A 13,664-nucleotide genomic window follows, 5' to 3' on the forward strand; every position below is an offset into this window, starting at 1 on the left:
GTCGTCGCGGTTGCCAGACCCCGGCGGGCATGGGAGAGGATGGAAGGGCTTCTCGCATCCACGAAGGGACCCACCCGTGTCTGTCGATCCGTCCGCCATCCCGAACTTCGGGGGTCAGCCGGGCAAGCAGGGCCAGCCGCAGCAGGCGAACAAGCCCGCCGGTCCGATCATGCCGAACCAGGAGCTGGTCAAGCAGCTGCTGGACCGGATGAAGCTGAAGCACACCGTCGACAAGTCCGGTGACGTGCTCGCGCCGTGGAAGCACTACCGCGTCTATTTCATGTTCCGCGGCGAGGAGCGGCAGCGGATACTCACCGTGCGCACGTTCTACGACCGGGCGTACACGGTGGACGACAAGCCGCGCCTGCTCCAGGCCGCCGACGAGTGGAACCACTCGACGCTGTGGCCGAAGGTCTACACCCACACCAGCGACGACGGCACGGTGCGGCTCGTGGGCGACTTCCAGCTGCTGCTGGGCGCGGGCGTGGGCTTCGACCACTTCGTGGCCAGCGTCGTCAGCTGGGTGCGGGCGGCGGGCGAGTTCGACAAGTGGCTCGTGGACCGGTTCGGTCTCGCCAAGGACGACGAGGAGGCGCCCGAGGGGGCGGCGGCCGAGGGTGCGGCCGGATCCGGGGCCGGGGAGGCCGCGGACGCCGCCGAGGCGGGCGCCGGCTCCGGCGGCGCGGACGGCGCCCGCGAGGGGCGCGAGGACGGGACCGGATCGTGATCGTCGCGTTCTCCGTGACGCCCGTCGGCGCGGGTGAGAACGTCGGCGCCGAGGTCGCCGAGGCCGTGCGCGTGGTCAGGGAGAGCGGCCTGCCCAACCGGACCGACGCGATGTTCACCAGCGTCGAGGGCGAGTGGGACGAGGTGATGGACGTCGTGAAACGTGCCGTCGAGGCCGTCCAGACCCGCGCGGGCCGCGTCAGCCTGGTGCTCAAGGCGGACGTGCGGCCCGGCGTCACCGACGGACTCACCGGCAAGGTCGAACGGGTCGAACGCCTGCTCGCCGGGCCTGACGCCGCGCGGCCCGGCGACGGTCGGGAAACGGCTTAGGGAGCGGGCGGCGGTGCGGTGGGCCGGGCCGCGCACGGCGCGTCCCGGCCGCGCGTCCGGCCCGGTGCGTCCCGGGCCCGTCGGGCGCGCCGTGGCCCGGCCCCCGGCCGCGTCAGTGGTGTGTACCAACTACGGGCGTTTCGGGGGCACTTCGGGCACCGGTGCGGCATGTGTGTTCGCAAGGCGTGCTGTTGAGGGGTGAACACCTGACCCACCCTGACCCCGACGGGATGGAAACCTGGCGAAGTTGGGTAAAAACGCTGTGGCCGCGGCGTGTTACGTGATTCGGTGGTCCCGTTGTCTCCGGAGGGTCGGTCCGCGCCGCCCTCAACTGCGCGCATGCGGGAGCCGACCCATGCTCACCACGATCCAGACCGCTTTCACCGACACCCGGGCGGGTGACCTGGCCTGGGCACTCGGCCGCGAGCCGCTGCCGTCACTCGCCACCCTCGACCTCGAACTCGCCGGCGCCCACATTCAGTTGCGCGTGCTCGGCGCCTCGCACCAGGTGCTGCTCGACTGCCGGGACGGCACCTGTTCCGAGACCGTGGCCTGCATGCCGGGGAGCAACACCCCGCTGCCCCTCGGCGTGTCCAGACGCCTGGGCAACTTCGAATACGAGTTCGCCGCCAGGGTCGAGACCATGAGCACGGGCTCGTTCGCCGGCCGGGCCCAGGAGTTGCTCGCCCTGGTCGCCGAGCACCCGTACGGCCTCGCGGGGCTGTTCCCCGGCGATCCGAACGCGTTCACCGCGCTGCTCGTGCAGCGCAGGGCGGGGCAGTTCCACTGGCGGACCTGGCACGCGTACCCCCAGGAGCACTGCCTGGTGGCGACGAGAACCCGGGTGAGCGGCACGACGGAACAGCTCGAATCCACTCCTGTGGGTGACAAGGCCAACCCGAAGTGTGACGTAACGTTCGGTTCATGATCGAGACGTCCGAAGCCGAGCGTGCGACTGCGCCGCGCGCAGTGACCGCCGTTCTCCCCGTTTCGGCGGGCGTCGGGCGCGTCATGGTCCTCGCCGCGGTCTTCGTGTGCGCCGCGTGCGGTCTGGTCTACGAGCTCGAACTCATCGCGATCGCCGACTACCTGGTGGGCGACACCGTCACCCACACCTCGATCGTGCTGTCCCTGATGGTGTTCGCGATGGGCATCGGCTCGCTCGGCGCCAAACGGCTGCGGGCCAGCGCCGCGGTCAACTTCGGGCTCGTCGAATCGATCCTCGCGCTCGTCGGCGGCTGTTCCGCGACCGTCCTGTACCTGGCGGTCGTGCTGTTCGGCGAGGCGAGACCGATGCTCGTCGCCTTCTCGCTCGGCATCGGCGTCCTCATCGGTGCCGAGATGCCGCTGCTGATGACGCTGATCCAGCGCATCAGGCAGCAGGACGCGGGACGCGCGGTCGCGGACCTGTCCGCGGCCGACTACGTGGGCGCGCTGCTCGGCGGCCTGGCGTTCCCGTTCCTGCTGCTGCCGCTGCTCGGACAGCTGAGCGCGGCGCTGTGCACGGGCGTGGTCAACGCGCTGGCCGGCGGATTCATGGTGCTGTGGCTGTTCCGCGGCGACCTCACGCGGCGGATGCGGCGCCGGCTGCTGCTGCTCAACGCGGCGGTGATCGCCGTGCTCGTGGCCTGCTCGGCGGCGGTCGACCCGCTGGAACGGGCCGCGGCCGAGCGGCTGCGCGAGCAGCCCGCCGCCGCGGCCGGACTTCCGGGCGGCGGCCCCGGCACTCCGTGAGCGCGGCCGGTCGCGCGGCGCGGCAGGGGCATATGGCGTGACCGGTGCCTTATGCGCGGACCAGTGGGTAGGCTCCGCGCCATGGAGCACGAGGTCTTCCTGCCCTATCCCGTCGACGCCGTGCGGAGGGTCTTCGCCGCGCCGGAACGGATGGCCCGGTGCGTTCCCGGGCTCCACCCCGACCCGGAGACGGACCCGGCCGCGCCGGCCGGGCGGCTGCGGGTGCGCATCGGCTCGTCGAGCATCACCTACCGCGGCTCGATGACGTTCGCGGTCGACGACGGCCGGCTCACCGTGGAGGCGCGGGGCACCGAGGCCAGGGGCGACGGCGAGATCTCGCTCGTCCTCGGCGCGGTGGCGCGCGAGGACGAGGGCGGCGGCACGACCGTCGCGTTCCAGGGCACCGTCCGGGGCGAGGGCCGCATCGGCACCTTCGACGCGGCCCAGCGGGAGGCGGCGGGCCGGCGGCTGCTGGATCGTTTCGCCGAAGCGCTGGCCGAGGAACTGGCGGACGCGGAGGAGACGGGCCCTGACGAGGCGGCACCGGCGGTCGGCGGCATCGGGGAGCCGGACGACAACGAGCGGGTGATCCCCGGCATTCCCGCGGCGCCCGAGCCGGAACCCGAGCCGGGGAGCCGGCCGGTGCCGGGCGCGGAGAGCGCCGCGCGCCGCGCCGACGTCCCGGAACCCGACATCGACTTCACCTCGGGCGGGGAGCTCGACGAGCGCGCGGGACTCGGCGGCGAGCTGGACCTCGGCCACGGTCTCGGTGCCCCCTACGACGACGAGGAGGAGGACGCCGTGCTGCCAGAACCGGAGGCCGACTTCGCCCGGCGCACCATGATCGGCCGCAGCGCGGAAGAGGTGGATCACGCCCCGCCGCGCGGCCGGTACGCCCCCGAGCCGTCGCCCGACGGCGAAACGGGCGCCGCCGCCGCGCTGCGCTGGGCGGCCCCTGCCGCCGCGCTGGCCGTGGCGACCGCGGTGGTGCTGACCCGGGCACTGCGGCGCCGCAGGTGACGTGCCGCCCGTGGGCGGCCACGCCGGGGCGTGCGATCCGGGCAACATTATGATTTACGTACATCGAATCGTTATCGTCATGGGGTGACCACCCACGACTCCGATCGCGGAGTACGACTCCGCGCCGCCGATGCCGAGTTGACGCTGCGCCCCGACCAGGGCGGACGCATCTCCTCGCTACGGATCGGCGGCACCGAACTGCTGCGCCAGGGCGAGCGGTTCGGCTCCTTCGTCATGGCGCCCTGGTGCGGACGCACCAGGGAGGGCCGGTTCCTGAACGGGGCCCGCGCGCATCAGCTTCCGGTGGACGCCGGGCAGCACGCCATCCACGGCACCGTGCGCCGCCGCCCGTGGCGCACCCTCCGCGCGGACGCGACATCGGCGGCGCTGGACTGCGTGCTTGAGGAGCCCTGGCCCTACGCGGGGCGGGTCTCCCAGTTGGTGGAACTGGCCGAGGACGGCAGCGGGGTGACGCTCACGCTCGGGGTCGAGACGGCAGGCGACTCGTTCCCCGCGCAGGCCGGCTGGCATCCGTGGTTCCTGCGCAGCCTGAGCCCCGGCGGTCCCGGCGTGGAGATCGACTTCTCGGCCGAGTGGCAGGAGGAGCGGGGCGATGACCACCTGCCGACCGGCCACCGCGTCGAGCCCAAGGCGGGGCCCTGGGACGACTGCTTCGGGATGCCGGACGGCGTCGATGTCACCCTGACCTGGCCTGGCCGCCTGGAACTCTCGGTGCGCAGCCGCAGCCCGTGGGCGGTGATCTACGACGAGCAGCCGGAGGCGGTGTGCGTCGAGCCCCAGTCCGGGCCGCCCAACGGCCTCAACACCCACCCGCGCCTGGTCACCCCGCTGGAGCCGCTGGAGATCTCCACGACGTGGTCGTGGCGCACCCTGTCGTAGGGTCATGGCCATGAGCGTGCGTGACGAGCTGCTGAAGCAGATCAAGGACAAGGCCGTCGTCCACGGCCGCGTGGTGCTGTCCTCCGGCCGGGAGGCCGACTGGTACGTCGATCTGCGGCGGGTCGCCCTCGACGGCGAGGCCGCGCCGCTGGTCGGCCGGACGATGCTGGAGCTGACCGCGGACCTGGAGTACGACGCGGTCGGCGGCCTGACGCTGGGCGCCGACCCGGTGGCGACCGCGATGCTGCACGCGTCGGCGGCGGCCGGCGGCCGGCTCGACGCGTTCGTGGTGCGCAAGGCGGGCAAGGCGCACGGGTTGCAGCGCAGGATCGAGGGCCCCGACGTGGCCGGGCGCCGGGTGCTCGCGGTGGAGGACGCCTCCACCACGGGCGGTTCCGTGCTCACGGCCGTGGAAGCGCTGCGCGAGGCCGGGGCCGAGGTCGTGGCCGTCGCGGTGATCGTCGATCGCGGCGCCGCCGCGGCCGTCGAGGCGGCGGGGCTCGCCTACCGCGCGGCCTTCACGCTCGACGACCTGGGCATGTCGGAGTGAACTGAGGGTTCCGACGGGCCCGCCCGCCCGGCGACGCGTCCGGGCGGCGGGCCCGAGGTCACCGGCCGCGGCCTGCGTCGATCACGCTGCGTAAGGGTTTCACGTGAAACTGTCGCGCGCTGTCCCGGCCGGGACGGCCGTCTGGGAGGATATTCGGGCAGTCGAACGCCACGCACACCGCACGCACTCAAGGAGCGGACATGCCCATCGCGACCCCTGAGGTCTACAACGAGATGCTGGACCGGGCGAAGGCAGGCCAGTTCGCCTACCCGGCCATCAACGTCACCTCGACGCAGACCCTGCACGCCGCGCTGCGCGGCTTCGCCGAGGCGGAGAGCGACGGCATCGTCCAGATCTCCACCGGCGGCGCCGAGTTCCTGGGCGGCCAGTACCAGAAGGACATGGTCTCCGGGGCCACGGCGCTGGCCGAGTTCGCGCACGTGGTCGCGAAGAAGTACCCGGTCAACGTCGCCCTGCACACCGACCACTGTCCCAAGGACAAGCTGGACGGCTACGTGCGCCCGCTGCTCGCGATCTCCGAGGAGCGCGTGGCCCGTGGCGAGAACCCGCTGTTCCAGTCCCACATGTGGGACGGCTCGGCGGAGACCCTGCGCGACAACCTGGAGATCGCGGAGGAGCTGCTGGCCAGGGCCGCCGCCGCCAAGATCGTGCTGGAGGTCGAGATCACCCCGACCGGCGGCGAGGAGGACGGGGTCAGCCACGAGATCAACGACGAGCTGTACACGACCGTCGACGACGCCCTGCGCACCGCGGAGGCCCTGGGCCTCGGCGAGCGCGGCCGGTACCTGCTCGCGGCCTCGTTCGGCAACGTGCACGGCGTGTACAAGCCGGGGAACGTGGTGCTCCGCCCCGAGCTGCTGAAGGACCTCCAGGAGGGCGTGGCCGCCCGCTACGGCAAGCAGAACCCGTTCGACTTCGTCTTCCACGGCGGTTCCGGCTCGACGCGCGAGGAGATCACCACCGCGCTGGGCAACGGCGTGGTGAAGATGAACCTGGACACCGACACGCAGTACGCGTTCACCCGGCCGATCGTCGACCACGCCTTCCGCAACTACGACGGTGTGCTGAAGGTGGACGGCGAGGTCGGCAACAAGAAGACGTACGACCCGCGCAGCTGGGGCAAGCTCGCCGAGGCCGGCATGGCCGAGCGGGTCACCCAGGCGTGCGGCGACCTGCGTTCCGCGGGTACGCGCCTCAAGTAACGCGTCCGCCCGGAGGCGACTGGGCCTTCCCCGGCGGACCCGGCAGACTGGACGACATGGCCATTCACGAGAACCTGCTCGGGGGCCCGCCCCCGACGCACCTGCCCGACGACCCCGAGCCACGCGAGCTGCTCGCGGCCGGCACGGCCCCCGCCGAGGTGGCGGCCAAGTACCCCGCCTCCTCGCTGGTCTGGGCGCAGCTGGCGGACGACGCGTTCGCCGAGGGCCGCAGCATCGACTCGTACGCCTTTGCCCGCACCGGCTACCACCGTGGCCTGGACGCGTTGCGGCGCAGCGGCTGGCGGGGGCAGGGCCCCATTCCGTTCGAGCACGAACCGAACCGCGGCTTCCTGCGCGCGCTGCACGCGCTGGCGCGTGCGGCCGCGGCCATCGGCGAGCAGGAGGAGTACGAGCGCTGCACGCAGTTCCTCCGTGACAGTTCCCCGACGGCGGCCGACACGCTGTCCTGACGGACGTCTCCTCTCACGGGCGCCCCGTTTCCGGGCGGGGCGCCTTTCCCATGCCCGCGGGGACGCGGTGACCTGGCGCCTCACAGGCCCGGCTCGGGTGCGGGCACGGGCACCGGCCCGGGTGCGGGCACCGGCTCGGCGGCGGGCGGCGGCTGGCCCGCGCCGGCGTCGCCTTCCGTGGTGCTGGTGAGCCGGGCGTAGGCCACGATGTTGGAGTCGTAGCCGCCGTCCTGCGTCCACCGGCCGCCGCAGGTGATGAGCCGCAGCTGGGGGCTCTCGACGGCGCCGTAGACGCGTTCGTCCGGGAAGTCGGACTTCGGGTACTGCTCGACGGAGTCCACGGTGAACACGGCCGTGCGGCCGTCGGCGCGGTCGACTTCGATGTTCTCACCGGGCCGCAACGACCCGAGACCGGCGAACGCGGCGGGCCCGTCGTAGGTGTCGAGGTGCCCGACGAGGAGGGCGGCACCGCGTTCACCGGGCGAGACCCCGCCCGCGTACCAGGCGGCGCGCATGGCGTCCTCCTCGGAGGGCGAGGGCGGCGCGCCGTCGGGGGCCAGGTCGGCGCCGAAGACCTCGACGTCGGTGCCCAGTTGGGGGATGCGGACCCGGGTCGGATCGGCCCGGTCGAGCGGTGGTGCCACGACGTCCGACGGCTGTCCCGATATGGACGCGTCCAGGCCCGCGGTCGATCCCGCGTCAGGGGCGGCGGCCGGCGCGTCGACCGCGCCCGGCCGTGAGACGCCCTCGGCGATACTGCTCGACGCGCGTGCCTCGCGGACGCCGTCGTCCGAACCGGGCGCGAGCACCCCGGCGAGCACGCCCACGGTGATCGCGGCGACCGCGGCGGCCACCTCGAACCGGCGGCTGCGGACGGACAGCCGCTGCTGCCGGGTCCTGGCCGCCGGGCGCGCGGCCGTTGCGGGCGCCGCCGCCCGTGCGGCGCGGCGGCGCGCGCCGGTGACGGCGGACCTGACGGTGGTGACGGCGCCGGCCGCCCTGGCCGCCCTGGCGGCCGTGCCGGCCCGCCCGGCCAGCCGCCGCCCGGCCGTGGCCAGGCGCGGCGCGCCGCGCCGCACGGCGGAGACGGCCCGCGCGACGGCGCGGGCGGCGGGCGTCGCGGCGGTGCCGGGATGCCCGGCCCGCGGGGTGCGGCGGACACGGGACGTGCGCGGTACGCGGGGAGCGCGAGGGACGCGAGGCACCCGGCGGCCCTCAGTAGTGCCCGCCGGCACGGCGGCGGCGCGCGAGGAACACGTACCCGGCGGCGCCCGCGACGGTCAGGCCGCCGCCCACCGCGAGCGCGGTGGCCTGGGTGTTCCCGCTCCCGGACGCGCCGGAACCGCCGAAGCCGGCCGAGGCGCCGCCCGAGGGCGTGCCGGCGGTGAAGGTGAACGTCGTGCTGAGCGTCACGCCATCGGTGCAGCGGACGGTGACGGCGTAGCTCCGGCCGACCTGGAGGCCGCTGCGCTTGATGTGGCCGGTGCCGATCCACTTCTTGTCGTGCGCCTTGCGCAGCGTGATGTTCTGCTGGAACGCCTCCGAGGTGGCGGGGCCGCTCGGGTGGCAGTGCGCCTTCACGGTGACCGGGGTGCCGCGGCCGCCCGAGCTGGGCGAGATGGTCAACGGGGCGGCGTGGTCCCAGGCGGGTCTCGCGTCGTCATGGGCGGCGGCGGGCGCCGCCACGACTCCGAGGGGCAGCAGGGTCAGGGCCGCTGTCGCGCTGACGCGGCCGGCGATGCGGTGCAGGGACTTCATGGGTGAGTGACCTCCGGTCGGCTGCCGCACGCGAGGTGGCGTGACGGGTTGTCACTCATGCGAACAGTGTGTGACCGGTGTCGCATCCGGAGGGCGTCCCCGCGGGTGCCCCGTTGCTCCGCGCGGGCGGCGGGCGCGCCCCGTCCGGCCCTCCCGCGGCCATGGCCGGAGCGCCGCCCGGCATCTGACGGGTGCTCGGGCGGGGACCGCGCCCCGTCGTTCACGGGGGGCCGCCCCCGGCGGCGCGTCCGTACGCCGTGCGCGGCCCGGAAGGTCTCGGCCGACCCGCCACCGGCCGACCCGCCACCGGCCGACCCGCCACCGGCCGCCCCGCGCCGGTCAGCGGCCCCGGGGCCGGCCCGCTCCCTGGGCCGGGACCGTCAGCCGCAGCGCGCCGGGCAGCACCGTCCACGTGCGGGCCCGCGTCGGGCCCTGGTCCACGGCGTCCGCGCGGTAGCTGAACCCGGGTCCCGACACCGTCACCGACACCGCGCGCGCCGACAGGTCGGCCCCCGCCTGGCTCGGCCGCACCACCACCTCGGCCAGGCCGTCCGCCGCCCGCACCGACACCCCGGCCACCGGCCGGTCCACGTCCACGAGCACGCGGCCGTCGGCCTCCACCCGCAGCCGCTGCCGCGGCCGGTGCACCGTGCGCCACCACAGCGCCGTCGCCCCGGCGGAACGGGCCCGCGGCGCCGGGATGCCCAACGGGCCGAGCACCACGCCCCCGGCGTCGTCCGTCAGCACGTCGAGCCGCCGGTCGGTGCCGCTCAGCACCGCCCGCGACGCGGCGACCGCGTCGGTCGGCACCCCGAGCGCGCGCGCCACCGCCACCGTCGGGCCGGGGCCGACCGGCACCATGGCCAGCCGGCTCGTGACCAGTTCGCCGTTGTGGTGCAGCAGCCGCACGGTCCGCAGCAACGCTCCGTCGTCACCCACGATGACCAGCCGCCTGCCCCGGCGGCGGCTGAGCACCCGCGTCAGGGCCTGCGGCTCTTCGAGCACGCAGACCGTGGCCTCGCCAGGCGCCGCGCACAGCACGTCCCGCGCGATCCGTACCGCTTCCCCATCCGTCCGCCGGGCCGTCGGGTCGATGACGATGAGCACTGACTGTTCGCCTCCCGGCTGCGTCTCCCGTAAGCTCTCTGTGCAAGAGCCCCTGTCGCGATTGCGCCAGGGGTTTCGTCGATCCGGGGCAGCCCTTGCGTAGATGCCCCGCTCGAAAGGGGTGTACGCCTGTGCCCGCACTCGTGCTGCTCGGCGCTCAGTGGGGTGACGAAGGCAAGGGAAAGGCCACCGATCTGCTGGGCGGCTCGGTGGACTACGTCGTGCGCTACCAGGGTGGCAACAACGCCGGCCACACGGTCATCGTGGACGGCGAGAAGTACGCGTTGCACCTGTTGCCGTCCGGCATCCTGACCCCCGGCTGCACCCCGGTGATCGGCAACGGTGTCGTCGTGGACCCCAAGGTGCTGCTCTCCGAGCTGAGCGGTCTCGCGGCGCGCGGCGTCGACACCTCACGGCTGCTGATCAGCGGCAACGCCCACCTGATCACGTCCTACCACCAGACGCTCGACCGGGTCTCGGAACGCTTCCTGGGCAAGCGCAAGATCGGCACCACGGGGCGCGGCATCGGCCCGGCCTACGCCGACAAGATCAACCGGCAGGGCATCCGCGTGCAGGACCTGTTCGACGAATCGATCCTGCGGCAGAAGGTCGAGGCCGCGCTCGACCACAAGAACCAGGTGCTCGCCAAGCTCTACAACCGCCGTGCCATCGTCACCGAGCAGGTCGTCGAGGAGCTGCTCGGCTACGCGGACCAGCTGCGCGACTTCGTGTGCGACACCGTGCTCCTGCTGAACCGCGCCGTGGACGAGGGGAAGGTCGTGCTGTTCGAGGGCGGGCAGGGCACGCTTCTCGACGTGGACCACGGCACGTATCCGTTCGTCACCTCGTCCAACCCGACCGCGGGCGGCGCCTGCACCGGCTCCGGCGTCGGACCGACGCGCATCAGCCGGGTCATCGGCATTCTGAAGGCGTACACGACGCGCGTCGGCGCGGGCCCGTTCCCGACCGAACTGGAGGACGAGGACGGCGAGGCGCTGCGGCGGATCGGTGGCGAGTTCGGCGTGACCACCGGGCGCAACCGGCGCTGCGGCTGGTTCGACGCGGTGATCGCGCGGTACGCGACCCGGGTCAACGGGCTCACCGACTTCTTCCTCACCAAGCTCGACGTCCTCACCGGCTGGGACCGCATCCCCGTGTGCGTCGCCTACGAGATCGACGGCCGACGCGTCGAGGAACTGCCCTACAACCAGAGCGACTTCCACCACGCGAAGCCGGTCTACGAATACCTGCCGGGCTGGACCGAGGACATCTCCAAGGCGCGGTCCTTCGAAGAGCTGCCGAAGAACGCGCAGGCCTACGTGCTCGCGCTCCAGGACCTCTCGGGCGCCCCGATCTCCGCGATCGGCGTGGGCCCGGGCCGCGAGGAGACCATCCAGATCAACGCGTTCGTGTGAGCGCCGTCCCACGACGGCGGCCACAGCGGCAACGGGCCGGACGCGCGGGGAGCACCCGCGCGGCCGGCCCGTTCTCGTTCCGCGACTCGTGATCGGCGTGGATCAGTCGTCGGCGCGGATCAGTCGTCGACGTCGCGCTCGTACGTCGCGGTGAAGCCGCCGTCCCCGTTCCAGGGCGTGAACTGGAGCGACTCCGCGTCCCCCAGCGTGTCGACGGGCTCCCACTCCACGCGGTAGGACGGCAGCGCGTCGCAGTCGCCGCTCGTCGTCTCGCCGGGACCGACGATGATCGATTCGAGGTCGCCGTCCTGCTGGGCGACCAGCGGGGCCTCCCACGTGCAGGTGCCGTCCGTGTAGGTGAGCGCCACCTCGCCGGCGGACGCCGAGAACGGGACGGTGATCTCGTAGTCGGGGGACGTGTAGACGGAGTCGAAGATCGCCACCGGTATGCCGTCCCCGTCGGCGACGAGTCCTGCCGCGCTCAGCTCGGCCGTGAGGCTGCCCGCCGTCCACAGCAGCGAGCCGTCGTCCTGCGCCTCGATGGTCTGCTCGCCGTAGGGCTCGCAGCGCGACGGGTCGTCGTCCGGCACCACGTCGGTGACCTCGGCCCCGCCGACGGTCAGGGTGCCGGTGCCGGCCGAGACCAGTTCGGCCTCCTCGGTGCACAGCAGGCCGCTGAGCATCGTCCACTGGGTGGTGACGACCTCGCCGGCCGAGCCCTCCCTGATCTCCAGGCGCTGGAACCAGCCGTTCGGCTCGCCGTCCCGCATCACCTCGCCCTCCCAGCTGCCGACGAACTCCCAGCCCACCTCGCCGCCCTCCTCGACGGGCTCCTCCTCCGTGGGCTCCTCGGACGGCTCCTCCGTGGGCTCCTCGGTCGGCTCCTCGGTGGCCTCACCCGTCGGCCCCGCGGCGGTCGGGCCGGGTTCCGGCTCGTCCTCGTCGTCGCCGCCCGAGGTGGCGAACACGATGGCGCCCACGGTGACGGCCACGACCGCGACGGCCGCCGCGACGATCCACGCGACGTTCTTGCGCCGGCCGCCGCCCGAGCCAGGGCCGCCGGGCTGCCCGGGTCCGCCGGGACCGCCCGGGTACGCGGGCCCGTACGGGCCCTGGGGCGCGCCCGCCGCGCCGGGCTGCTGCGGGTAGCCGTACCCAGGCGCGCCCGGCTGCTGCGGGTAGCCGTAACCGGGCTGGGGCGGGGTGCCGTACCCGGCGGGCGGCATGCCCGAGGTCATGGTCGCCATGTGGTCGACGCCGGCGTTCGGCTGCGGGCTCGGCGGCGGAGTGGCCGGGGCGTTCAGCTGGGTCGGGGTGGGGGGCGCCGTGGGCGGCGGCGGGCTCGGCATCGCCGAGGGCGGCGCCGGGGTCGGCGGAACGACCGGCATCGCGGGCGGCGGCTGCGTCGCGGGGGGCGGCGGCGTCTGGAGCGGGTCCTCCGAGTCGAGCAGCTCGACGGCGTGCCGCCCCAACTTGGCCACCAGCGCGCCGGGCAGCCACGGTTCCCCGTCGTCCTCCGTCCCGCTCGCGTCGAGCAGCTCGTCGAGGCTCGGCCGGTCGGCGGGGTGCTGGGCCAGACAGCGTTCGATCAGCGGCCGGAAATTCTCCGGAACCTCGGAAAGATCCTGCTGGCCCTGGACTATTCGGAGCATCAACGCGGTCATCGCGCTGTTCGCGTCGCCGAACGGGGTGGTGCCGGTGGCGGCGAAGGTGAGCACGGACCCGAGGCAGAAGATGTCGCTCGCGGCCGTCACCACCTCGCCGCGGCACTGCTCGGGCGACATGAAGCCGGGCGAGCCGACGGCGGCGCCGGTCCGCGTCAGCCCCTCGCCGGTGGATTCGAGGGCGCGGGCGATACCGAAGTCGATGACGCGCGGGCCGTCGATCGTGATCATCACGTTGGACGGCTTGAGGTCGCGGTGCACCAGGCCCGCGGCATGAATGTCGCGCAGCGCCCTGACCAGCCCGTTGGCCAGGATGAAGAGGGTGCGTTCCGGCAGCCTGCCGTACGTGTGCGACACCACCTCGTGGAGCGAGGGGCCCGCCACGTACCCGGTCGCGACCCAGGGCGTCTCCGCCTCCGTGTCACCGTCGAGCACGGGTGCGGTCCAGTCGCCGCCGACCCTCCGCGCGGCCTCCACCTCCTGCTGGAAGCGGCGGCGGAACTCCGGCTGCGCGGCGAGTTCCGGCTGGACCAGTTTCACGGCCACCGTGCGCCCGCGGTCGGAGCGGGCGAGATAGACGCTGCCCATTCCGCCGGCGCCCAATTTCCCCAGCAGCCTGTAGTGGCCCACCCGTTGAGGATCTGTCGGCCCGAGCGGTTTCATGCTGTGTTACTCCTCTTCGCTCCGGTAAGCCTCATGAGAATACGGGCGCCCGTACGCCCCCATGAGGACAGAAGCCGAACCGTGATCGGTTCCCGGTCCCGGCA

General features: G+C 73.6%; 13 protein-coding genes and 1 pseudogene. 10 read left to right on the forward strand and 4 right to left on the reverse strand.

Annotated elements, in window-relative coordinates:
* Positions 1–76 precede the first annotated feature (76 nt).
* From LC193_RS15855 to LC193_RS15895, 9 genes and pseudogenes are all read left to right on the forward strand, one after another.
* A complete protein-coding gene (locus LC193_RS15855; protein ID WP_226074896.1) occupies positions 77–727 on the forward strand; it encodes a YbjN domain-containing protein in 651 nt (216 codons plus the stop codon).
* Positions 724–1,056, forward strand: coding sequence for an MTH1187 family thiamine-binding protein (locus LC193_RS15860; protein WP_226074897.1), 333 nt, complete (start codon positions 724–726; stop codon positions 1,054–1,056). Before LC193_RS15855 ends, LC193_RS15860 begins: the two co-directional genes overlap by 4 nt.
* Positions 1,057–1,411: 355 nt before the next feature.
* Complete coding sequence (locus LC193_RS15865) at positions 1,412–1,984, forward strand: DUF2617 family protein (protein ID WP_226074898.1); 573 nt, start codon at positions 1,412–1,414, stop codon at positions 1,982–1,984.
* Positions 1,981–2,721, forward strand: a pseudogene (locus tag LC193_RS15870) (spermidine synthase); the annotation flags it as partial. The gene LC193_RS15865 and the pseudogene LC193_RS15870, both read left to right, overlap by 4 nt.
* Before the next feature lie 150 nt (positions 2,722–2,871).
* Entirely contained in the window at positions 2,872–3,810 is a 939-nt protein-coding gene (locus tag LC193_RS15875) for an SRPBCC domain-containing protein (RefSeq protein WP_226074899.1), read from the forward strand.
* An 84-nt stretch (positions 3,811–3,894) separates the two neighbouring features.
* Positions 3,895–4,710, forward strand: coding sequence for an aldose epimerase family protein (locus LC193_RS15880; RefSeq protein WP_226074900.1), 816 nt, complete (start codon positions 3,895–3,897; stop codon positions 4,708–4,710).
* Positions 4,711–4,714: 4 nt separating this feature from the next.
* Positions 4,715–5,260, forward strand: a complete 546-nt coding sequence (gene pyrE / locus LC193_RS15885; protein WP_226074901.1) for an orotate phosphoribosyltransferase — start codon at positions 4,715–4,717, stop codon at positions 5,258–5,260.
* Positions 5,261–5,460: 200 nt separating this feature from the next.
* Complete coding sequence (gene fbaA, locus LC193_RS15890; protein WP_086159412.1) at positions 5,461–6,483, forward strand: class II fructose-bisphosphate aldolase; 1,023 nt, start codon at positions 5,461–5,463, stop codon at positions 6,481–6,483.
* A 56-nt stretch (positions 6,484–6,539) separates the two neighbouring features.
* Entirely contained in the window at positions 6,540–6,953 is a 414-nt protein-coding gene (locus tag LC193_RS15895) for a DUF3151 domain-containing protein (RefSeq protein WP_226074902.1), read from the forward strand.
* An 80-nt stretch (positions 6,954–7,033) separates the two neighbouring features.
* Here the strand turns inward: LC193_RS15895 and LC193_RS15900 are convergent, their stop codons facing one another.
* The 3 genes from LC193_RS15900 to LC193_RS15910 all read right to left on the reverse strand — a co-directional run bounded on the left by LC193_RS15900 (position 7,034) and on the right by LC193_RS15910 (position 9,818).
* Complete coding sequence (locus LC193_RS15900) at positions 7,034–8,158, reverse strand: class F sortase (protein WP_226074903.1); 1,125 nt, start codon at positions 8,156–8,158, stop codon at positions 7,034–7,036.
* A gap of 10 nt (positions 8,159–8,168) precedes the next feature.
* On the reverse strand, positions 8,169–8,711 hold the full coding sequence (locus LC193_RS15905) for a hypothetical protein (protein WP_226074905.1): 543 nt from the start codon (positions 8,709–8,711) through the stop codon (positions 8,169–8,171).
* A 339-nt stretch (positions 8,712–9,050) separates the two neighbouring features.
* Positions 9,051–9,818 (reverse strand): diacylglycerol kinase family protein, encoded by a 768-nt coding sequence (locus LC193_RS15910; protein ID WP_226074907.1) that lies wholly within the window; start codon positions 9,816–9,818, stop codon positions 9,051–9,053.
* A gap of 131 nt (positions 9,819–9,949) precedes the next feature.
* Here LC193_RS15910 and LC193_RS15915 point away from each other — a divergent pair, with 131 nt between their 5' ends.
* The gene (locus LC193_RS15915; RefSeq protein WP_226074909.1) at positions 9,950–11,233 is read left to right on the forward strand and encodes an adenylosuccinate synthase; all 1,284 of its coding nucleotides are present in this window, start codon (positions 9,950–9,952) and stop codon (positions 11,231–11,233) included.
* A 119-nt stretch (positions 11,234–11,352) separates the two neighbouring features.
* On the opposite strand, the gene LC193_RS29000 is transcribed toward LC193_RS15915, so the two are convergent.
* A complete protein-coding gene (locus LC193_RS29000) occupies positions 11,353–13,560 on the reverse strand; it encodes a serine/threonine-protein kinase (protein ID WP_404819419.1) in 2,208 nt (735 codons plus the stop codon).
* Positions 13,561–13,664 lie beyond the last annotated feature (104 nt).

This window comes from Streptomyces marincola, from assembly GCF_020410765.1.
In the GTDB taxonomy this organism is placed as follows: Bacteria; Actinomycetota; Actinomycetes; order Streptomycetales; family Streptomycetaceae; genus Streptomyces; species Streptomyces marincola.